The 22,074-nt window shown below is 54.2% G+C and carries 19 protein-coding genes and 1 pseudogene; 14 read left to right on the top strand and 6 right to left on the bottom strand.

Going from position 1 to position 22,074, the window contains the following annotated elements:
• Nucleotides 1-41 precede the first annotated feature (41 nt).
• Nucleotides 42-431: a hypothetical protein gene (locus PspR76_RS12285; protein WP_159955541.1), complete on the top strand. Its 390-nt coding sequence runs from the start codon at nucleotides 42-44 to the stop codon at nucleotides 429-431.
• A 155-nt stretch (nucleotides 432-586) separates the two neighbouring features.
• Here PspR76_RS12285 and PspR76_RS12280 read toward each other — a convergent pair whose 3' ends face one another.
• Nucleotides 587-1,498, bottom strand: a complete 912-nt coding sequence (locus PspR76_RS12280) for a LysR substrate-binding domain-containing protein (protein ID WP_025857480.1) — start codon at nucleotides 1,496-1,498, stop codon at nucleotides 587-589.
• Between the two features lie 250 nt (nucleotides 1,499-1,748).
• On the opposite strand from PspR76_RS12280, the gene PspR76_RS12275 reads away from it, so the two are divergent.
• Nucleotides 1,749-3,164 (top strand): purine-cytosine permease family protein, encoded by a 1,416-nt coding sequence (locus tag PspR76_RS12275; RefSeq protein ID WP_159955539.1) that lies wholly within the window; start codon nucleotides 1,749-1,751, stop codon nucleotides 3,162-3,164.
• Between the two features lie 99 nt (nucleotides 3,165-3,263).
• On the opposite strand, the gene PspR76_RS12270 is transcribed toward PspR76_RS12275, so the two are convergent.
• Nucleotides 3,264-3,623 carry a hypothetical protein gene (locus PspR76_RS12270; RefSeq protein ID WP_159955537.1) on the bottom strand — a complete coding sequence of 120 codons (360 nt, stop codon included), beginning with the start codon at nucleotides 3,621-3,623 and terminating at the stop codon, nucleotides 3,264-3,266.
• A gap of 200 nt (nucleotides 3,624-3,823) precedes the next feature.
• On the opposite strand from PspR76_RS12270, the gene PspR76_RS12265 reads away from it, so the two are divergent.
• The 5 genes from PspR76_RS12265 (at nucleotide 3,824) to PspR76_RS12245 (ending at nucleotide 11,010) form a co-directional block, all read left to right on the top strand.
• A complete protein-coding gene (locus PspR76_RS12265; protein ID WP_159955535.1) occupies nucleotides 3,824-4,768 on the top strand; it encodes a hypothetical protein in 945 nt (314 codons plus the stop codon).
• Between the two features lie 307 nt (nucleotides 4,769-5,075).
• Entirely contained in the window at nucleotides 5,076-5,384 is a 309-nt protein-coding gene (locus PspR76_RS12260; RefSeq protein WP_159955533.1) for a hypothetical protein, read from the top strand.
• A gap of 490 nt (nucleotides 5,385-5,874) precedes the next feature.
• A complete protein-coding gene (locus PspR76_RS12255) occupies nucleotides 5,875-8,109 on the top strand; it encodes an ATP-dependent nuclease (protein ID WP_159955531.1) in 2,235 nt (744 codons plus the stop codon).
• Nucleotides 8,091-9,992: a UvrD-helicase domain-containing protein gene (locus PspR76_RS12250; protein ID WP_159955529.1), complete on the top strand. Its 1,902-nt coding sequence runs from the start codon at nucleotides 8,091-8,093 to the stop codon at nucleotides 9,990-9,992. Before PspR76_RS12255 ends, PspR76_RS12250 begins: the two co-directional genes overlap by 19 nt.
• A 724-nt stretch (nucleotides 9,993-10,716) precedes the next feature.
• Nucleotides 10,717-11,010, top strand: a complete 294-nt coding sequence (locus PspR76_RS12245) for a fructose-bisphosphate aldolase (RefSeq protein ID WP_159955527.1) — start codon at nucleotides 10,717-10,719, stop codon at nucleotides 11,008-11,010.
• 66 nt (nucleotides 11,011-11,076) lie between these two features.
• On the opposite strand, the gene PspR76_RS12240 is transcribed toward PspR76_RS12245, so the two are convergent.
• From PspR76_RS12240 to PspR76_RS12230, 3 genes are all read right to left on the bottom strand, one after another.
• Nucleotides 11,077-11,586, bottom strand: a complete 510-nt coding sequence (locus tag PspR76_RS12240) for a flavin reductase family protein (protein WP_159955525.1) — start codon at nucleotides 11,584-11,586, stop codon at nucleotides 11,077-11,079.
• A 96-nt stretch (nucleotides 11,587-11,682) separates the two neighbouring features.
• Nucleotides 11,683-12,717 carry a methionine synthase gene (locus PspR76_RS12235; RefSeq protein WP_159955523.1) on the bottom strand — a complete coding sequence of 345 codons (1,035 nt, stop codon included), beginning with the start codon at nucleotides 12,715-12,717 and terminating at the stop codon, nucleotides 11,683-11,685.
• Nucleotides 12,718-12,745: 28 nt separating this feature from the next.
• Entirely contained in the window at nucleotides 12,746-13,729 is a 984-nt protein-coding gene (locus PspR76_RS12230) for a DUF1852 domain-containing protein (RefSeq protein ID WP_159955521.1), read from the bottom strand.
• A gap of 251 nt (nucleotides 13,730-13,980) precedes the next feature.
• Between PspR76_RS12230 and PspR76_RS12225 the strand changes: the two genes are divergently transcribed.
• From PspR76_RS12225 to PspR76_RS12205, 5 genes are all read left to right on the top strand, one after another.
• A complete protein-coding gene (locus PspR76_RS12225; RefSeq protein ID WP_159955519.1) occupies nucleotides 13,981-14,472 on the top strand; it encodes a GNAT family N-acetyltransferase in 492 nt (163 codons plus the stop codon).
• A gap of 319 nt (nucleotides 14,473-14,791) precedes the next feature.
• Complete coding sequence (locus tag PspR76_RS12220; RefSeq protein ID WP_159955517.1) at nucleotides 14,792-15,397, top strand: hypothetical protein; 606 nt, start codon at nucleotides 14,792-14,794, stop codon at nucleotides 15,395-15,397.
• Between the two features lie 70 nt (nucleotides 15,398-15,467).
• On the top strand, nucleotides 15,468-15,893 hold the full coding sequence (locus tag PspR76_RS12215) for a GNAT family N-acetyltransferase (RefSeq protein ID WP_159955515.1): 426 nt from the start codon (nucleotides 15,468-15,470) through the stop codon (nucleotides 15,891-15,893).
• A gap of 121 nt (nucleotides 15,894-16,014) precedes the next feature.
• Nucleotides 16,015-19,476, top strand: coding sequence for a hypothetical protein (locus PspR76_RS12210; RefSeq protein WP_159955513.1), 3,462 nt, complete (start codon nucleotides 16,015-16,017; stop codon nucleotides 19,474-19,476).
• A 71-nt stretch (nucleotides 19,477-19,547) separates the two neighbouring features.
• Complete coding sequence (locus tag PspR76_RS12205; RefSeq protein ID WP_159955511.1) at nucleotides 19,548-20,423, top strand: AraC family transcriptional regulator; 876 nt, start codon at nucleotides 19,548-19,550, stop codon at nucleotides 20,421-20,423.
• Here the strand turns inward: PspR76_RS12205 and PspR76_RS12200 are convergent.
• Complete coding sequence (locus tag PspR76_RS12200) at nucleotides 20,365-20,952, bottom strand: LysE family translocator (RefSeq protein WP_159955509.1); 588 nt, start codon at nucleotides 20,950-20,952, stop codon at nucleotides 20,365-20,367. The two genes, PspR76_RS12205 and PspR76_RS12200, sit on opposite strands and share 59 nt — an antisense overlap.
• 228 nt (nucleotides 20,953-21,180) lie before the next feature.
• Here PspR76_RS12200 and PspR76_RS12195 point away from each other — a divergent pair.
• Together PspR76_RS12195 and PspR76_RS12190 are read left to right on the top strand one after the other, a co-directional pair.
• Nucleotides 21,181-21,378 (top strand): annotated as a pseudogene (locus PspR76_RS12195) (alpha/beta fold hydrolase); the annotation flags it as partial.
• A 64-nt stretch (nucleotides 21,379-21,442) separates the two neighbouring features.
• Entirely contained in the window at nucleotides 21,443-22,030 is a 588-nt protein-coding gene (locus tag PspR76_RS12190; RefSeq protein WP_237235752.1) for a TetR/AcrR family transcriptional regulator, read from the top strand.
• The last annotated feature ends 44 nt before the right edge of the window (nucleotides 22,031-22,074 follow it).

Genomic DNA, 22,074 nt, shown 5'->3' with positions numbered 1-22,074 from the left:
ACTTGGATGCTTACATACCCATCAATTTTTAGGTGTACACCATGACTAACATTGCGCCTTCCGCTTTTTTTCTCTCCCCTATGACACCTCAAGTGGCGCCAAGCGCAGGGAGTGCTGACGCCCATAACAGGCCGAACAATGAATACAATCGCATCACCGTAACGGAAGAAAACTATCCGAGAGTGATCGACCTGCTCAGTGAAGCGGCCAGGCGCAATGATACCCAAGTGTCAATTCAGGAGCCGACATCAAGTGACCTGGACTATGGCGATGGGCCGATGAAGACTGAAACCTTCAGTTTCAACTTCGACCCAGACAAAGCCGACGGTACTTACAGTCCAAAATATCGGGACGCCGTAAACAACACAAACCAGTTGTTTAACGATTGGCTGCGCGTTGAGGGTATCAAGAACTACGCGCCTGAAAGTTAACCGGTAAAGGCTCGCCCTTCTGATCGTGATCGTTCCCACGCTCTGCGTGGGAATACCGCCAGGGACGCTCCGCGTCCCGCCATTGACCTCAGCGCAAGCGTGACGCGGAGCGTCAGCGGATGCATTCCCACGCAGAGCGTGGGAACGATCGAGCACTAGCCCAGCAAACGGGCCAGCTCTTCGCGGCAATAATCCACAAACAACTGCACCGGCTTGGTCAGCGGCGCCCGCCGCAACCACACCGCCGACAGCCCCGACCCGGTCACGGTTTCAGCCAACGGCACACACACCACCTTCTGCCCATCATAGGTGTACTCGGTAAACGGCTTGGTCACCAAAATCGAAAACCCAAACCCGCGCCCGACCATGCCCCGCACCATCTCGATCGACGGCGAGCTGAACACAATATTCGGCGTCAGCCCACGCTCTTCAAAGATGCTCACGAAGTACGTCCGGCTCGGCAGCACATCCAGCAAAATCATAGGCTCCAGCACCAGGTCCGCCAACGACACCTTGGCCTGCTGCGCAAACCGATGATCCGCCGGCAGCAACGCGTATGGCTGCTGCGGCGGCATCAACGGCGTGGTTTCAATCGTGCCACCCAAGTCATGCTCAAACAGCATCGCCACATCAATACTGCCCGCCGTCAGCGCCTGCACCAGCTCTTGCTGCTCGCCATCGCGAATGCGGATTTCCACCCCCGGCCAGCGCGCCTTGAAGCCGGCAATCAAACGCGGCAGATACAACGGCGCCACCGTCTCAAAGCAGCCGATGTCGATCTGCCCCGCCACCACATCATTGTCGGCCAAGGCGTTCTGCTCGAACTCGTGGGCCACCCGCAACAGCTCCAGCGCCTTGCGATAAAACCGCGCGCCGCTGGGCGTGAGCGAAACGCCCTGGGCGTGATGGCGGATAAACAGCTGCACGCCGAAGCTGTCTTCCAACTGCTTGATCGCCGTGGACACCGACGGCTGCGCGATATACAGCTTGCGCGAGGCCTCGGCGACGCTGCCGCACTCGGCCGTGGTAACAAAATATCTGAGCTGGCGCAGGTTATACGCGGCCATCGGGACCTCCGAAAACGGGGAACTTCGCCCCAAACACGTGCGTAAAAATCGGCTTTTTCACACTGATTCAAGCACCTGCAACATACCGGAGCAAAAAATCCGGCGAGATACTTTTTTTAAGGTCTATAGCAACAAACTTACTAATTTACCTCCCCGCGCCCATTGCAGATGATCACTCCAACAACAAAGCGCCGCACACGCGTCGCACAGCGAAGTACGTCAACGTACTCACCTTGCCTTGGAGCTCGTCATGGTTACCACTGCAACATCCTCCGCCCCGCTTATCGAAAAACACACGATTGGATACGTGCCCCCGGAAGATCGCCATGGAAAGGTAAGAGACCTGTTCACCCTGTGGTTCGGCGGCAACATCGCGCCGTTGCCGATCGTCACCGGTGCCCTGGGTGTACAACTGTTCCACCTGAACCTGGTCTGGGGCATCGTCGCCATCCTCGTCGGCCACCTGGTCGGCGGCGTGCTGATGGCGCTGCACTCGGCCCAAGGCCCGCAAATGGGCATCCCGCAAATGATCCAGAGCCGCGCGCAGTTCGGCTCCCTCGGCGCCCTGCTGGTGGTGGTCATCGCCGGCGTCATGTACATCGGCTTCTTCGCCTCCAACATCGTGCTGGCGGGTAAATCCCTGCACGGCGTGGTCGACAGCGTGCCCGTGCCCGTCGGCATCGTCATCGGCGCCATCGGTTCCGGCATCATCGGCATCATCGGCTACCGCTTCATCCACGTGCTCAACCGCATCGGCACCTGGGTACTCGGCGCCGGCATCGTGCTGGGCTTCGGCTACATCTTCACCCACGTGCAAACCACGGACTTTCTGACCCGTGGCAGCTTCAACATCTCCGGTTGGCTGGCCACCGTGTCCCTCGCCGCGCTGTGGCAAATCGCCTTCGCGCCCTACGTGTCGGACTACTCCCGCTACCTGCCGGCCGACGTACCCGTGGCGTCCACCTTCTGGACCACCTACCTGGGCTCCGCCCTCGGCTCCAGCCTGGCCTTCATCTTCGGCGCCGTCGCCGTGCTCGCCACCCCAGTCGGCATGGACACCATGGACGCCGTCAAACTCGCCACCGGCGCCATCGGCCCGCTGATGCTCGTGCTGTTTTTGCTCAGCGTAATCAGCCACAACGCCCTCAACCTGTACGGCGCGGTGCTGTCGATCATCACCCTGGTACAGACCTTCGCCTACCGCTGGATCCCCACCGCCAAAAGCCGCGCAGTGATCTCCATCCTCGTACTCGCCGCCTGCGCCATCGCAGCCGTGTTCGCCTCCAAAGACTTCATCGGCCACTTCGTCGACATGGTGCTGGTGCTGCTCGTGGTGCTGGTGCCGTGGACGGCGATCAACCTGATCGACTTCTACGCGATCCACAAAGGCAAATACGACATCGCCTCGATCTTCCGCGTCGATGGCGGCATCTACGGCAAGTACAACCCACAAGCGCTGCTGGCGTACGCGGTGGGGATTGCGGTGCAGATTCCGTTTATGAACACACCGCTGTATGTGGGGCCGATTTCGGAACACATTAACGGCGCGGACTTGTCCTGGGTGGTGGGGTTGGTGGTGACATCGCCGTTGTATTTTTGGTTGGCGAGTCGGGACAGTGCGTATAAGCGCAGGATGGAGGGGGGGAAGTTGGTGAGTGGGGTTTGAGGTAGCTGAATGTCGTGATTTGATCCTGATGTTTTGAGCCACCCATATCCTGGATTTGCGGCCGGGGTATGGGTGGTTTTTCAGTTTGGGGCGGGCGGTTTAGTTTTCTATCAAGAGCCAACTGATACACATGACGGTGACGGATGTGAAAGCAATCAGTGTCGGTATGACCATCCAGCACTTGAGATGCCGTGGAATTTTATCAACGTCCTCGACCCGTACTAAACGCCTCCATTGAAGTATTTTTGGAATAAGAATGATGATACCCATAGCAACCAGGCGCTGAGGCCTTCCATCAAATGGAGCATGACGGATAATATTCCTGTGCACAGTGATGTAAGCGCTGCCCTCCACATAGCGCTCTGCTGCGTCGAGCTTTTTGAACTTGGCACAAAAAAAGAGCGGGAAGCTTAATATCATGACGACCCCAGCGCACATGCCGATATATTCAAAGACCATTTAATCCCCCGCCATCCTATAGAGAAATTTCCCTGTGCCTTCTCCCAAGGCGCTTCCGATCTTACCTACAGCAAGGATTTCTCTGGAAAGTACAGAAGCGCCATCCACTGAGACGGAACCAATTCCTGCGCCCTGACCAATTAGAGTGGGGCCACGCCTATGTGTGGCTGCCTATCCAACCTTTATAAATGCAGGTAAATATGACGATTCCTTCTGTGAGTACTCAGATATCCAGCCTAATTCAAAACCTTCCCGTTACAGAACGTACACCTAGTAAAGTCGCCCCAGGCCCAAAGCAACCAGTTTCTGTTCAAGGCGAGAGGGTTGACCAACGTTCGGTATCGGAAATTACGGCGGGCCCGTTGTTCAAAAATCTTGACTACATATTGAACCCTGAAGACCTGAAAGCCTTTAAAACGCACACGGGTGAGTGGGATGACTACCGCCTGCCCCCGGACGTTCAAAAGGCTAATGCACTGAAAGCTGAGGCGGTACTTCGCTTCATCGACGGGCAGGGTGGCGCCGATTCAAAGGCCGGAAACGGCAAAATCGACGGCGAACAGCACATTGTTCCTATGCTTCTAGACCCGGAGAGCGAGTATTTTTCTTTTGAAGGCTCCGAAGCGCGACTGGTATTGGCGTTTGCTCGGGGCGGTTATCCCGCGTTGATGGATGCCGCCAATGACGCGGCTCAGAAAAAAAACGCTCCTCTTGGGACGGAACCTGCCGTACGCGGTGAGGCCAATGTGTCGAGTCCGCCTTCACGCGAGGAAACGCGTCCCGCAGGCGATCAACGTTCAGCCGCGGATATCTTCGACGGCAACCCTATTCTGAACGCGGGAATTATGTGGGAAATAATGGACCGTAACCCGCAGGAAGGATATCCGCTGAGGATTCGCGACGCCCTGATAAGGCGCGTAGGTGACTTCACCAAAAACAATCCAGACCCTGAATCTCGTGCCGATGCCATGTACCGCTTGGCGCATGTGGCTCATTTCATTGATAACGACCCTAGTTTGCGAAGGGGGCAAAGCCGACGACCAGAGTCTGGAAGGCTAGGCGGACTCTTGGATGACCCTAAGACCGAGATCGGCAAGATGGTGCAGTTCTCCAGGAGTGGTTATGAAGTGTTAAATAAGTCATGACTGCGCTCTAGCCGCTAGCAAGAACCCATGGTGCGGCTTACGACCCAAAGCTGCCTTACACGAGGTGTAGCTAACCGCCAAAAGCGGGCATTGAAAAACGGGGTTTGAGGTGGCTGAATGTAGTGGTTTGAGAGTGATTGAAGGGACCATCCATATCGTGGCTTTGCGGCTGGGGTGTGGGTGGTTTTTTCGTTTTTGGAGGGGCTGCGAAATTGAGTGCCGTATGAGCGATAAAATAAAGCTGCCCGTTATTCCTGTGCTTGGGACAGAATGAAATCTTCCTTAGATCTCTTCGGCCTCGCACACCATGGACGACATTCGTTTCACACCGGAACAGGTGGCATCCCGATCTGGCACTGCTCAGATGGATAAGGATGTGAGGCGCTGGTTAGTGGGGCTTCCCATTGCTGAGAGACTCGATTTTTTGAAGCAGCTGTGGCCGCTGAACTACCGATACGCACTCAAACTGCTCCAGGCTGCGCAGCTATCGAGGCAGGAAAACGAGGATATGTTCAGGCACTGGTTGCGTACGGGCCAGCACAATACGGCGCAGGAACTTATCAAGCGGTTGGAGCCGGTTTTGGGGGAGAGAAGGTTTTGGGAGATTGCTTCGTAGGAGGTGGTTACGGCGGTAATGCGGGAGTTTATGAATTACTTTGGCGGTGGGCGAATGGACTCTCAAGCCGATGGGAAATGAACCTTTAACTTTTTCTATCCGGTTTATTTTCGGCGCAACAAGCTACCAAGGCCATCCGTGGCGATTGTTTTCTGCTGGCTGATTTCCGATCTTATTAATAGAGGTCAGATAAATTTTTCCCTTTTTTCCTTAACCCACAGCCTACGGATAGAACGCCAGTGAGCGCCGCGTTCAGCAGAGCCTAGGCCCGACTTGCCTTAAAATTTCTATAGGTCTAATGTGCCATCACCGTGCTATTTATTTTTGGGGGAGCTGACTGCACTGATGAGGTATGAGACTTAAAAACAATTGAGTTTATCTATAACGCAATCTCACCGGCACGGACCTGCTGGTTAGTCTAATGCTGGCTCAGAGGGCCGTGAGAGTAGCACTGCAAAAAAATATATGTCGCTGATGAAAGGAAGTCGTAATGCGAGTCACAAAAATCACTGTAGAAAACTTTAGGCTACTAAAGAAAACGACTGTAGATATAGAAAAGAATTTATCGTTAATAATCGGCAAAAATAATTGTGGTAAAACGTCATTTCTTCTATGTCTAGAAAAATTTATTGGCGGAAACTCAACAAAAAATACATTTACATTTGAAGATCTAAATAGCGACACAAAAGATCTTCTTTTGAAAGTGGTCGAAGGCACATCACCTAATGATCAGCGGATAGCAATATCATTAAAAATATTCATCCAATATGACGACGAAGATGATCTTGAGCACATCGGCGACAAGGTGATAATGGACCTTGACCCCGAAAACAAATATGTGGTTCTGGCTTTTGAGTATGGAGCCAACAAAGAGGACATACAAAGTCTTTCAACCGACTTCCACAATATAAGATCTAAAAAACTAGCTGAAGGAAAACCTTACAAAAACCTATTTGATCACCTGAAAGAATCACACGGCAAATATTTTTCAATATCAAGACGCAGTCTGCGATTCGATATAGAATCGAACTTAGAAGACGACACGGATTTCGTCGACCTAGATGCTGAAGGCATCAACCTATCGAAAATAATAAATTTCAAATGGATTAGCGCACGTAGAAACGTGTCTAACAAAGACGCTGATAATTCGCTTTCCGTACTGTCCGCCAAAATTTACAAGAAACTTGAGTCTGGCAATCCAGATCAGAACGTTGTGGAAGATTTTAAGGACACATTAACCACGACTGACAACAAGCTTAACTTAGTGTATGAAAAAATATTTGAAGACGTAATTGACGATGTAAAAAAATTTGGAGGAATAAACCAGAACGAATCAATAATAAAAATCGTATCATCACTGCAACATCGAGACCTCTTGGAGGAAAACACTACAGTCATGTATGGATTGGGGGGGGGTGAGCACGACCTGCCTGAGAACTACAATGGTCTGGGATACCTCAATCTCATTAGCATGATATTTGAGATCAAGCTCAAGCTTCATGACTTCCATAAAGATATCAGCGAGTCACCTTCCGACGTCAACTTACTATTTATTGAAGAACCTGAAGCCCACACACATCCTCAACTCCAAAGAATCTTCATAAAAAATATTAAGTCTTTATTGAGACCAGGAATTACCCGTACCGACGGGGTTGTCAGAACTCTCCAGACAATATTGAGTACCCATTCGTCTTATATAGTTTCCGAAAGCGACTTTGAAGATATTAAATACTTCAAGAAGAAAGATGGGTGTGTGACCTCCAAAAACTTGAAAGACCTTAAAGATTATTATGGTGACTCACAGCATTATACCTTTCTGAAACAGTACCTTACAATTCATAGATCTGAATTGTTTTTTGCTGACAAAGCAATTTTTATCGAGGGTGATACCGAGCGAGTTTTACTTCCAGCAATGATGATGAAAATTGATCAGGAAGATCTAATAGAGGATATTACGTCTGGCTCGACAAGCCAGATTCCGCTGTTATCCCAAAACATCTCAATGATTGAGGTTGGTGCGTACTCACATATTTTTGAGAAATTTGTTAATTTTATTGGTGTCCGCTCCCTCATTATCACTGATATTGATTCAGCCAAAGAGTTCCCTGATTTAGATGAACACGACAAGCCTCAACTTAACAAGCAGGGGGAAGCAAAAACTGAACTTAAAAAATGCCGGGTTGCCGAAGGCACTCACACCACCAATGCATCTTTGGTTTTTTTCTATAATACTGACGATTTAGCATTTTACAGCGCTCTCAAGATGACAAATAAAACACTAACAAAAAAAACTGACACTCCTTGGCGTCAGTGCGCAGATGGGGAGCTACTTTGCGCATATCAAACCGAAGAAAAAAATTCGCTAGATGAGGGCTACCACGCACGTAGCTTCGAGGATGCTTTTTTTCACATAAATAGAGATTTTATAAAAGGCCTAACCTTCGATGAACAAAACAAATTTATCGGAAAGATAAAACTGCCTTCACTAGTCCAAAAACATCTAAAAGACTTTGCAAACTCCGTCACTGACGCCTACACATGTGCTGAAAAAGCAATAGGTAGCAAACCGTCTTTCGCTATGGAAGTACTATTAAATAGCACGACACATGAGTTAACACTTACAGATGCACAAACAGGCAAACCTATCAAAGTGGACATTGAGTTTTCCAACTGGAACACCCCTAGCTACATAAAGGAGGCTCTAAAATGGCTGAAGCAAGGTTAATCTTAGAACCTGAAGTCCAGGAGATATTTAAATTAATTGATGACGGGAAAAATTTCTTGCTTAGCGGGGGCGCAGGCAGTGGCAAGACTTATTCACTGGTACAGTGTATAAGACAAGTATTAATCGAAAATTTGAATTGTACTATTGCCTGTATGACGTTTACAAATGCTGCGGTTGCAGAAATTCGTAGCCGCATAACTGATCAAAGGCTGCACGTAGGCACGATTCATGAGTTTTTATGGGATCTAATACGCCCATACAGATCAGAGCTTATGGATGTGTTGATACAGTCTTTGGAGAGTGAAGACCCTGATTCTATTATAAATCCGGACGATGACTTTGATCCCTCTGCATTGAAAGGGAAAGAGGTCAAGTACAAAGAATACACATTAGTCCGAGAAGGCATTATATCTCATGACGAATTGCTCATTATCGCTCACGAAATGTTCCGCTCCCACCCGAAACTTTGTGACATAGCAAAAGACAGATACAAATTTATATTTATCGACGAATATCAAGACACGTCAGCATCGGTGATTGAAATATTTCTTGAGCATTTCCAGCAAGGAGTGAAGAGAAATATTGTCGGATTCTTTGGGGATGCGATGCAGTCAATTTATGACGACGGCGTTGGAAATCTAGACAAATATATTGAGAAAAAAATTGTCTACGAGGTAAAGAAAGAACAAAATCGAAGAAACCCAAGGTTAGTATTTGAGCTTGCCAACAGGTTGAGAACTGACAATTTGCGGCAAGTAGCTTCACTCGACGCAAATGCGCCCAACATGCTAGACGGCGTAATTATAGAAGGCGAAATTAAGTTTATTTACACCGAAGGGCCAAATGATCAATTGCAGCAAGTTAAAGACTCGCTGGGCTGGGATTTCAGCCAAAGCAAAGAAAATAAAGAATTAAACCTAACTCATAATTTGATCGCACCTAAAGCAGGCTTTCCTGAGCTAATGCTAATATATGATGGCGATAAAGTACTCGAATTTCGGGACCGCATAAAGAAATTTATCAAAGTTCGAAAAGCTCCCACGGACTTTTCGAACTTTACATTCGAACAGGTAATACAAAATTTAACTGATACATTTCCAGCAGACAAAGCGAATCTATCTCCTACACCGGGGATGCAGCAGTTTATAGACCTGCATCGCGATCTGTACGAACGCGCACTTGCCGAGCCGTATGAGGTTTTCAGGCGTATATACTTGTCTAAAGACGCCCTTGTAGACGATAAAAAAGATGATCCAAACGGATCTTCAAAGGCTGGTAGTAAACGTGATGCCTTGATAAGACACTTATTCAAGATTCAACATATGGTGAACCTTTACGAAAGCAAAAAATACAATGAGTTTCTGAAGCGCTCGGAGTTTAAGATACGCTCAATCGATGACAAGAGAAGACTTAAGGATCTCATCGATGAATTAAAAGAAATGTCCAACTCAACAATCGGCACAGTCATCGACAGAGCTGATGAACTCGGGATATGCAGAAAGGATGATAAGCTTTCGGTTTTTATAGCACGTAACTGCTATGTTTACGACAGAGTGAGAGAGGTTAGATTTGCTGAATTCAAAAAATTATACCAATACTTAGAAGGCTACACCCCATTCTCCACTCAGCACAAAATAAAAGGGGCTGAATTCGATAATGTTCTTGTTGTATTAGATAACGGAAGATGGAGCAAATATAATTTTAATTATCTCTTCGAAGAAGCGGGCAACCCATCTGTCCTTGAAAGAACAAAGAAGCTTTTCTATGTTTGCAGTACGCGTTCTAAAAAAAGCTTGGTCGTTTATTATCGGAACCCCAGCGAGAAAGCCTTAGCAACTGCTATAAGATGGTTTGGAGTTGCCGCCGTATCGAGTATGGATTGATTCATCATTTGTCCAAGATGCGCCGCACTTTCCGTGCGGCACACCAAGCTATGCAAGCTCAATATGCGAAAAAAACTGAAACGCTCGTCGCTCGCCTTCCGTTGTGATTCCAGCCACATCACCGTTATGCCGATGCTGTTTACTATGACTTTTTTACACTCTGGAAATTAGAGTACGGCAGCTTTGAGGTGATCGCTGACCGACACGAATATCTGCTCATCGCCGTTAGCTACTTTTCACGTTCGACGGTTCTCAGCGATTTTCGTCCCGTTAGGCAAGAAACCAATCGGTCCTTTTCTGCCAATCATGTCCGCAATCTTACTGGTAAACCCCAGTGCAAACGATTTGCCAGGCCAAATGCAGATGGGTGAACAGGTTTGTAAGCCTGACCAATCGCCCGATAAACGGCGGAGGAAGATGGTAGGTCGGGCCTGATACATCCTCTCGGTTGCACCTTGGCTAACCAAACCTTATAGTTCGGCCCGTCGCTGACCTCGGTCAGCGACAGGGTTTCGCAGCCCTAAAACGATTCACACCAATACCGTCAGACATGCCCCAGCCGCTTCTCGGCTGCCGAATGTTTTATGGCGGTTGTGCGTGGGAGACCTTCGGGTCTGCCGGGTCTTGGTGTAAATCGTCCGGTCTGCGAACCCGCGCACAGCTGCCACCCAATCTGTTTCGCAGCAGAGCCGGTGGTAAATCTTTTTTCTTGAGGATTTACACCATGACTACTCAACACCCACCCCGCCGCTTCACCCCCATGTCCCAAACCGCAACCGACTACCCCGTCCTCCTCATCGACAGCGACGCCCCGCTCCGCGAGCTTCACGCTTGCGCCAGCGAGCGCCTGAACGCTGCCCTCGCCTACCTGCACTTGATGGCTTGTTCCAACGTATCCGACTACGCCGAGCACGACATCAATACCGTCGCCAATACCGCTCGGATCATGGTCCAGGATGTGGCGGATGTGTTTACGGTGATGGAGCGGCGGGGGTTTGATGTGGCTGCGGTGAGTTGATGTGATGTGAGCTGTGAGGAAACCCGCTTTGGCGGGTTTTCTAGTCTCTGGGCCTTGCTAGACCGCTCAACCCACGCTATGGGCGGCGAGGTTGCAATATTGCCCTTTGAAGTACAGCAATGGTTGCGTAGCCGCCGTGTCTTGCAGGCTTAGCGCTTTGACTTCGCCAATGACGATCAGGTGGTCACCTGCGGCGTGTTCGGCGTGGATTTGGCAATCGAGCCAGTGCAGGCTGCCGGCGATGATGGGGTTGCCGAGTGGCGATGGTTGCCAGTCGACGCCGTGCCATTTGTCGGTGCCTCGTCGGGCGAACTGGTTGGAGATTTTGACTTGTTCACCGGAGAGGATGTTGACGACAAAGCGGCCGGCCTGGCGGATTTTGGGGTAGCTGGCCGAGGTGGACATGACGCTGAAGGACACCAGTGGCGGGCTCATGGACACGCTGTAGAACGACTGGCAGGTGAAGCCGATCGGTTCGCCCTCCAGGTGCGAGGTGATCACGGTGATGCCGGAGGCGTAGTGCCCGAGCGCTTCGCGAAAGTGCAGGGGCTCGATGGCAGTACTGGGAAGTGACATGGTAAGTCCTGGCTTTTGGGTGCAGGTCGAAGGCTTGAAGCGGTGATGTTTCAATCCACCGCCTCACCCTCCCCGCGCAGCTCTTTTGAGGTTGGCTCAGCGCTGGTTCAAGAGTTCGCGGCGGACGATGTCTGCGCCGGCACTTAACGCGTTCAGTTTGCCTCTGGAGACGCCACGGGATAACGGCGCCATGCCGCAGTTGGTGCAAGGGTAGAGTTTGTCGGCGTCTACAAACTGCAGTGCCTTGCGCAGGGTGTTGGCGACTTCCTCGGGGGTTTCGATGGTGTTGGAGGCTACGTCGATGGCGCCGACCATCACTTTTTTACCGCGGATGAGTTCAATCAGGTCCATCGGCACGTGGGAGTTGTGGCATTCCAGCGAGACGATGTCGATGCTGGATTTTTGCAGTTTGGGGAAGGCTTCTTCATATTGCCGCCATTCAGAACCGAGGGTCTTTTTCCAGTCGGTATTGGCTTTGATGCCGTAGCCATAGCAGATGTGCACAGCGGTTTCACACTTGAGGCCTTCGATGGCCCTTTCCAGGGTGGCGACGCCCCACTCGTTCACTTCATCAAAGAAGACGTTAAAGGCGGGCTCGTCAAACTGGATGATATCCACGCCTGCCGCTTCGAGTTCGCGGGCTTCCTGGTTGAGAATCTTGGCGAATTCCCAGGCGAGTTTTTCACGACTTTTGTAATGGGCGTCGTAAAGCGTGTCGATCATGGTCATTGGGCCTGGCAGCGCCCACTTGATCGGTTGATTGGTTTGCTGGCGCAAGAACTTGGCGTCTTCGACAAACACGGGCTTTTGGCGACTCACCGAACCGACGACGGTCGGCACGCTCGCATCGTAGCGATCACGAATTCTGACGGTTTCGCGCTTCTCGAAATCGACGCCGCTGAGGTGCTCGATAAAAGTGGTGACAAAGTGCTGACGCGTTTGCTCTCCATCACTGACGATATCAATGCCGGCGTGTTGTTGTTCTTGCAAGGCCAAACGCAGCGCGTCCTGTTTGCCTTCAATCAATTCTTCGTCTTGCAGTTTCCACGGTGACCACAGTGTTTCAGGCTGCGCGAGCCAGGCAGGTTTAGGCAAGCTGCCGGCAGTGGACGTGGGTAGTAATTTTTTCATAACAGATGACCTTGTATTTTTTGATGCGTCAAAGCGCGTAATGAGCGGACCACTGTTCAAGCACAGCTTGATAGGGCTTGATAAAGTTCTGCTCTACAAATTGCCCCTGCTCAATCGCCAGGCGGTTACGCTCTTCTCGGTCATAAACAATGCGCGTTAATGAATAGTCCTGGTGCTGCAAGCTGGGCTGATAGGATTTACCGGCTGCGGAGTTCGCGTTATAGATCTCAGGGCGGTAGATCTTCTGGAACGTGTCCATGGTGCTGATGGTGCTGATCAGCTCTAGGTTGGTGTAATCACCGAGCAAATCACCGGAAAAATAAAATGCCAACGGCGCAACGCTGTTGGGTGGCATGAAGTAGCGCACTTTCAGGCCCATCTTGTTGAAGTATTCGTCCGTCAGCGAGTATTCGTCCTGCTGGTACTCAACGCCCAGTACAGGGTGCTGGTTTTCGGTGCGATGGTAGACATTGCTGCTCGACACGCTGAGGCATATGACCGGCGGCTTGCTGAAATTAGCTTTGTAAGTGTTTGAATTCACAAAACACTTGAACAGCTTTGCGTGCAGCTCGCCAAAATTGTCGGGCGTGCTGAATTCGGGGCGGCCTTTGTTGTGGCCCAACAACAGCACACTGAAGTCATAATCCCGCACGTAGGAAGAGAAGTTATTGCCGACAATGCCGTCAATGCGCTCGTTGGTTTTTTGATCAACGATATTTGTTTTGAGTATTTCGATTAAAGGGATGGCATTGCCCTTGTTATCAGCATCAATTTTCATCTCGACGGAAATAATCTCGAGCTCGACAGCATAACGATCGCCTTTGGGGTTATCCCAATGCGCCAGGGCATTAAAGCGATTGTCGATCATCTTTAAAGTATTGCGCAGGTTCTGCTGGCGACTTTGGCCCCGGGCCAAATTGGCAAAGTTGGTGGTAATGCGCGTATTTTCGGAGGGGTGATAATCCTCATCGAAACGAATGCGCTTGATCGCAAATGCAAATTCGTTATTCATTTTAATCTGACACTCTGATTCCTGAGATAAAGCCCGACGCCACGCCTTGATCTCGATGATATTTATAAGAACTATAATTAAGACGTATTGTAGGCAGCGACATTGCTTGAGAGAAAATGAATTGATTTCACTAACTCGTTAGCCCTCCTCATGATGGATAAAGCGTGCCGTTCCAACTATGGAAGCCGCTGGCGGTGCTCTCTACCGATGCCTATCATGTGGCCCTTCGTTTATCGCACCAGGAAACGCCCATGCCCGCCCTCACCTTCCGTAACGCCCTGCCCGCCGACGCCGCGCGCTGCTTTGAAATCGAGATCACTGCCTACGAAGGCGACGAAGCCGCGACCCTGGAAAAGATCGCCACACGCATCGCGCAGTACCCCGAGGGCTTTTTGATTCTGGAGGCGGATGGCGCGGTGGTGGGCTTTATCAACTGCGGCTGCGCCCATCAGGTGGTGATTTCGGATGAGGCGTTCAAGGAGCTGGTAGGGCATTCGGCCGAGGCGCCGAATGTGGTGATCATGTCGGTGGTGGTCGACCCGGCGCATCAGGGCAAGGGTTATTCCAAGCTGTTGATGACGGAGTTTGTGCAGCGCATGCGCGCGCTGGGCAAGCATACGATTCACTTGATGTGCAAGGAGCAGCACGTGCCGTTGTACACGCGCATGGGTTACACCTATGTGCAGCCTTCGCCGTCGGATCATGGCGGGATGGCGTGGCATGAGATGGTGATGGCGCTTTAACCGATTCAAGTGCTCAGCGCCTTTGTGTGTCGGGATTTGTGACGGTAGCCCGGCGCTCAAAGGGCAACTGTATTTCAGCACGTAAGAACCTTGTCGCTCGGGCCAACCTCTGGAGATTAACGTGAAACGTCAAACGAGGTTTTCAGCCTCGGCCTACAGCCCCGCAGCTCACATTGTGAGCCTGGCGAGTGGGGTTTTGCTCCGTAACATCCTCTCCAAATCACCTCATTGAACGCCCTTCCACTGCTCGGTAACTTGGGTTTCGAGCAGTCAACAAAAGGGTTGGCTGATATTTTTTTAACATCAGAGAGGTGAAATCATGGTTTCAGTCGGTATGTCTGCAGCTTTGGCGAATTTTTTCCGCGCAGCCCACACGAACGGCAATGAAAAACCAACACCCACGCCTGCTGAAGACGGGCGCGGTGATGACATCATTAAGGCGGACAAGCCACGTGGATTTCCGCATGATCGGATTTACGAGCATGTACACCTGCCCCGGATCGACAGCGATGATCTTTATTCGCACTTCGGCTCACTGCGTGAGCAACGTTTCATGCCGCCTAAAGTAGAATATTTCGACAGCGGCGAACCAAGCCCTCACCCCAAAGATGATAGTGCCGGATTATCCCTCCCTGGCGACCCAACCTGGCAACCCACCCAGAACGCCAACGATGACTTTGCCTACCAAGCCCGCAAAGCATGGCATGAATACATTCACAACCAGCTTGAACCAACCGACATCGACATCGACAAACCAAGGATCAACCCCAATGATGAAGATGCCGGGAATGATGCCGAAATATTCGACCCCGCCACACAAACCTGGCAACCCACCCAAAACGCCGGCGATGGCCAATACAAACCACTTGGCGATCCTTACCGCGAAGCCATAGATTACGAGGCCAAGGCTGGCCCGCAGGCGTAACCCAACCGGCGGTATGGCGCGCAGCAACGCTGCTGCCTACCGCCCAACAAGCACCTATCGAGAGGCAGGGATGAGCGCACCCTTGATTGAAATCAGCGACCACGCCAACCCCGACGCCGAGCACCTGCTTGGCAGCGGCCTCGCCGCCTTCAATGAAGCCGTCACCGGCGCCAATGATCGCCGGCCGCTCACGGTGCTGATCAAAGACCCCGCCACCGGGCAAATCCTCGGCGGCATCACCGGCAAAACCTCCTTGGGCATGGCCTTTCTCGACCTGTTCCACTTGCCCGACACCCTGCGCGGCGCGGGCCTGGGCAGCCAGTTGCTGCAGGCTTTCGAAGACGAGGCGCGGCGCCGGGGTTGCCTCAATGCGGTGCTGTACACGATCAGCTTCCAGGCACCGGGGTTTTACGAGAAGCATGGGTGGGTGCGGTTTGGCGAGATACCTTGCACGCCTGCGGGCAGTAGCCGGGTGTTTTTGTGCAAGCCGCTTTGAGCGTCGGGGTTGTACGTCGGGCCGTGGTGGATACAAGCCACGGCCATTGCGGAAACACCTGCTACTGAGCCCCTTTGGCGCAGTGGGATGATCCGGGTTTCCTCAACCCGGAACCGTCCTCATGGAAGACTTTCGCGCCCTCGCTCAGATGTCGGACACATCGCTCGACGATACCGCGCTGCCTGTCACTTACAACCCATCGGCCACTTACTTGAACGAGCGCCAGGCCCTGCGCGTTGCAGGTGACCAGGCGTTGCTCGAGCAATTGATAAACCGGCTTTCCCCCGCAGCGGGCCAGGCATTGTCGCTCCCCACCCGGCCGGTGCCGATTGCCGAGCACTCACTGCTGGGCCAGTGGTGCAAGGTGTTCATCAAGGCCATCAACGGCAAGGGTTTTATCGCCTGGGCGCGCGCGCAGGGCTTTGATCTAAACACGCTGCGCCTGCAGGGCAGCACGTTGCGGGTTCGTGCGCACGGCCAGCTCAAGGTGCTCAACCTGGCCGATGCGTCGGCCTGGTGGGCACTCGCCAACCCGATCATCTACATCTGCCACGTGGTCGACCCGATGACACTGGGCTGGCCCTACATTGACGCGGCAACAGACCTGACAGCACTGACCTTGCCGTTGAATCTGACACTGGCTTTCCATGGCTTGCCGGTGCCCGCCAATCGCCTCCAGGCACTGACCCTCGTCGAAGAGCTGCGTGCCTTGCAGGGCTTCCCCGGGTTTGACAGCAGCGGCCGCAGCACATCGAGTCTCTACGCCGAATTGCGCGAACAGGCGCGCGACTGCCTGCAATTGGCCGACGTTCTGCGCCCTCTGGCTGAGGATCAAGACAGCTTCTTAGGGTTGGATATCTATCGCCGCCGCCTGCAGTTAACGTCGGACTCGCGACTGGCCAGGCACCTCAAGGAGGCGGCGGCCCTATTACAGGCGATTAACGCGGAAAGCGATCCGTGTTCAACAACAGAAGCATCGGGCTCCACGTACTTCGACTACCAACGAAAACGGCTCTGTGTCGCCGGGCGTGACGATAAGGGCGAGCTGGAGCCAGAGGTGGCTGTCACACAGGATGCGCGCTGGCACAGGCTGGTAGCGCTGAGCGAACAACTGCACATTGATATCTACCCGGACCAAAGCCTGAGCGTTGCCGCCGCATTGCACGCCTACGCCATCGCCCCTCCGCTGGATGCGCCAGCGACCAACGCCCTGGCGCATCGCCTGCGCCAATGGCCCGCGCCGGCGGTGCCGGTAGTGCTCAGCTCGGCGCGCGCCTTTACTGAGCTTTATTACGCTATTCAATATGTGGGTCTGTTAAATGACCACTTCACCCTCTGCAGTGCGCTGGCCAAGGTGATCAGCGGTGGGGTATTACAAGGGCCAGACGGGCTTGGGATGTTTATCAGCGGCGACCCGGACACCCTCCAGGTGGTCGTAAACAAAGCCTGTGCAAGATTGCGTGTGCTGACTGACGACCCCGCATTCCTGGCCATTCGCAGGCGCGAACGCATCGCGCCCAGCAGCCATGTTTTGCTGGATGCATCCGGTAGCGTTGGCGCAATCGACCTGGACGGCCATTGGAAACTCCTCACGGATGCCGTCATGAACGAGCCCGATTTGGCCACGCTGCTGCGCCCCCTCAAGAAACTGGCGGCCAAGACCGGTGGTGATCTGCGCACCAACGGCCTGATCAGCCTCGGCCAGGCCCTGACGATGTACAAAGTCATCCTGCCCGACACGCTGCCAGAGGCTCGCCAGACACTGCGGCGCCTGGAGCTCAGCCCACCGTTTCCACCCGGCCAACACTATTACTGGCGCGCGCTCAAACCGCTGGACGATGCTCAGCCCTCGGCGTGGAAGCTGCTGGCGCTGCATCGCCAGCCGATCCTGACGGCCAACGCCACGTTCATGGCCGGCCAGGCGGTGCCGCTGTTCGAGTACCTCGGGCGTGACGGGCTGGCCGGTAAGTCCGTGGCGGATGTGCGCGCCGAAGCAGACTTTCTGATGGTGCGCCTGCTGGCATCGCCCTTGGCCCAGCAACTCGGTGAAGCACTGGCGACCGCCTTGCAGTGGCACGGCAGCCGCAACGGGCTGATCCTGGCCGCGCTGATCCTGAGCCTGGATCCCCAGCCGCAAGCCCATCCCACACGCCTCAATTACTTCGACTGGCACGATGCCGACTGCTGGGGCGAGCCGGTGTCGTTCGTGCGTTACCAGATTGAAGTCAGCCTGCAAGGGCTTAGCCCACTGGTCGCAGCCCTGGCCGCGCACCTGGTGCTTTGCGAAAAAAGCCCGCAGTTGCTGGTGCGCGACCTACCTGAAATAACCCCCTACTTGAGCTCACAGGCCTGGGTTCTGCTGCGTCACCGCGTTGCCTGGATGGAAAAAGTCGTTCCCGGAAGTTCGCGCCTGTTGAACTACGAACACACCATGACCTTGGCAAACCTCACGCCGGAGAACAGCTGGAAAGCCTACCTCGCCGGCAGCGAAGCCAAAGGGCCGATCCTGGACTGGGCGGTGGCCAACGGCGTGCTGGCGCCCAAGACGCGCTATGACGCACTCGAATTTACCCGCGCATTAACGGCCCTGAACGGTCAACGTGCCCGCCTGACGTCGACCTTGCAGGCGTTTGCCAAGCCCATCGTAACGTTGCGCCAGACCGCACTGGAGGATCTGCGCAGGGTTTATCCCGACAACGATTTGCTCGAAACCCCGGTATTGATGTGGCTGCCGGAGCACTCGCCCTTTTCCGAAGAGGGCCAGTTCGAAGGGGTGCATACCGGCCCCAAATACTCGTTCGTCGACCTGCATATGGCGGCGAGCCTGGACGTCACTTCAAACCGCTGGCATTCCTCAAATAAAGCGATCAAGTACCGGGAAATGGCCAAGCGCTTTTATTTGCTCGGGCAGATCAACGGCATATTTGCCAACGCCTTCAATCAGAAGCTTGAGCAGTTGCAGGCAGCCTACGGGGAGGCCATCCGGTGCGGGTTGGCTGACCTGACGCTGCCACGGCGCGAAGCCCTGGAATATGGCGAAGTGCAGTTTTTCACCTTGAGCCGAGCCAGCTCACGGGCCGACACGCCCGCCGAGGTAGGTCGGCTGGGTATCCTGGTGTATGTCACTTATTACAGCGATGAACACCTCTATGAATGCTTCCCTCGACAGCTGTTGATCCGGCCTCGGCGCGACATTGGTTACGCGCAGCTCATGCACGCCGTCAAAGCGGCCACCCCGCAACCGTGGATGCGTTTCGACTGGCCGGCGTATGCCCACGGGGCCATGCCTGCCGAGATCGCCGCTACCGCGCCCAGCACTGACCTGCTGATCAGCCGGCTCGACCGCGACCTGCCTGCAGCAACTGACATTCCCGCCCAGGATGCCCTGGGCCGCCGCGTGCCGCGCACCTTCGATTCAGCACGCTCCAAGGCCCTGACGAGGATCATTATCGAGCACCACCTGCTGCACGACGGCCTGGCATGGCGTGCCAAAGCCCGGCAGCCGATCACTCTGCAAGCCGCCGCCAGCGGCCGCGACCCTTGGGCGGAGTACCTGCGCGATGTGGCGTTGATACTGGGTTGAGGCTTGAACAATGGCGGGTTTTGTATAAGGCTGCTCTCCTGCGTATTTGATCGCCGCAAGGGAGCCTGCCCATGACCGCCGCTACTGCACCGCGCTTCTGGCGTGACGCGCGCCTGCCGTTCATCGAGGCGCGGACCATCGCCGATGGGCGCAAGGTCACCTACACGCGTCACGCCCACGAGCATTTTTCCATCGGCGCGATCACCACCGGGCGCAGTTATTACCACTACGGCGAGCAGACCTTTGAGATCAGCGCCGGCACGGTGGTGTTGATGAACCCCGGCGACGTGCATGCGTGCAACCCTATCTACGATCAGCCCTGGTCGTATCACATGATTTACCTCGACACGCCGTGGCTGACGGACCTGCAATACCAATTGGGCTTCAGCACCGATCAGGGTTACCGCCCCTTCAACACGCCCCACACCCGCGACACGGTGTTGTACAACGGCTTGATCGAGCTTTACGCAATTCTGCTGGATGAGCACGCCGAGCTGCTGCAAAAGCAGAGCGCGCTGGTGAGTTATTTCACCGAAGTGCAGCAGCGTTTGAACCCTTCGCTGACGCCGGTGCGCGAGGTCAATCACAAGCTGGAGCGCGCCGCCGAGTACATCCGCGCGCACTGCACCGAGGCGGTGAAGCTGGAAGAGATTTGCCTGGCGGCCGAGCTGTCGCCGTCTTACCTGATCCGCGCGTTCAAGCAGTATTACGGGCTCACGCCGCATGCCTTTCTGGTCAACCGGCGTATCCAGTTTGCCCGCACCCAATTGCGCAACGGCGAGCTGATCGCCGATGTGGCGCTGACCGCCGGGTTTGCCGACCAGGCGCATTTCCAGCGTGCATTCAAACAGCATTTCGCCGCCACGCCGGGGCAGTACCGCGACTTGCTCAAGCCATCAGCAAATAACCCACACTGGCCACCAGCAACGCGCCCATTGAGCGGTTGAACAGGCGTACGCCTTGCGGGTTGCTCAGGTAGCGGCGTAAAAAAGTCCCGGCGTACGCCCAGCACGCCACCGACAGGTAGCAGATCACCAGGTACAGTGCTGCGAACAGCCACACTTGGCCGGCGTCGCCATCGGCCACAAACAACCCCATGCCCGCCACGCAAGCCAGCCAGGCCTTGGGGTTGAGCCATTGCATGACTGCGCCGTAGAGCATCGACGGCGCGGTGGCGGTGCCGTCGGCATCCAGGCGGCCATCGTCCACCGCCAGTTTCCAGGCCATGTAGAGCAAAAACGCCACGCCGCCCCACTGGATCAACTGAGTCAGGATCGGCCAGCGCACCAGCACTTCATGCAGGCCCAGGCCGATCAGCACCAGCAGCAAGGTGAAGCCCACGGCGGCGCCGAACACGTGTTTCTGGCTGGCGGCAAACCCGAAGCGCGCACCGGCGCTGAGGGCGACCACATTCACCGGGCCCGGTGTGATGGAGGTGGCCAGGGCGAAGGCGGCCATGGAGATGATCAAGCTCATTGCGGTTCCTTTTTGTTATGCCAAGCGAAGATGGCATCACGGTAAAGGGCTGAACGGGCGAGGTATTGAAGAAAATCACCCTGAGCCCTTAGACGCTTTTATTCCATTGATATACCTGTATTTTTTCTTTCATGGGGCGCAGTTTGATAGACAAAAATGCGTATTTTCCAGGCGAACCCGAATGCTGGAGTTCAGCGCTTTCTCACTGCAAAAAAGGAATCGCCATATCTGGCGAGCATCAAGACCCCTATCCTGGTGGTGGACGGCGACCATGACGAAGCGATCAAGCGCGAACACACCGAGTACATCGCCGCGACCATTCCCGGCGCCGGGCTGCTGATTTTGCCGAACACCAGCCACTTCGCCTTCCTGCAAGACCCGGCGTTGTTCAATGCCGCACTGTTGGACTTCCTCGACAGCAAATAGACCCTGTACCCTGTGCGCGCGCACCGGTTGCGCGCCCACCGTTTCCAGCCATGTCAGGACGCCCATGCCCAACCCCATTCCTCGCCGGCGCGATGCCGCCGTCACCCGCGACGCCATTGTGTTGTCTGCGCGCAAGGCGTTTGCCCGATCAGGCTACGACGGCACCGGGCTGGGCGAAATCGCCGCCGGCGCCGGGGTGACGGTCATGCTGGTCAACCGCTACTTCGCCTCCAAGGAGCAGCTGTTTGCCGAAGTAGTCGCCGAAGCCTTGGCGAGCCCGTTGGCCCTGACGCAAGGCAGCCTCAGCGCAGAAAACCTCGGCCGCACGCTCGCCACCGCACTGGTCAGCCTCACTGAAGCCGGCAGCACGCCGCTGGAAGGTTTCCTGATCATGCTGCACGCGGCGTCGAACAAGCGCGCGGCGGCGATTGGCCGCGAGCAAATCGAAACAGGTCACCAGGCTACACTGGCCGCCACGCTCCAGGGCGCGCATCACCAAGAGCGCGCAGCGCTGGTGATGGCGCTGGTGTCAGGCGTCCAAGTGATGCGCCAGATGCTGGAACTGTCGGCGCTGGCCAAGGCTGATCCACAGGTGCTGATCGATTTGCTGACGCCGCTGTTCCAACAGTTGGTGGATGGAAACCGCGTCTAAGCGACAGTTGGCGGATGATTTCGATGAGCGCTACCGCGTCGCGA

It is taken from the genome of Pseudomonas sp. R76 (assembly GCF_009834565.1).
GTDB lineage: Bacteria > Pseudomonadota > Gammaproteobacteria > Pseudomonadales > Pseudomonadaceae > Aquipseudomonas.
This window is presented reverse-complemented; position numbering and strand designations above follow the sequence as displayed.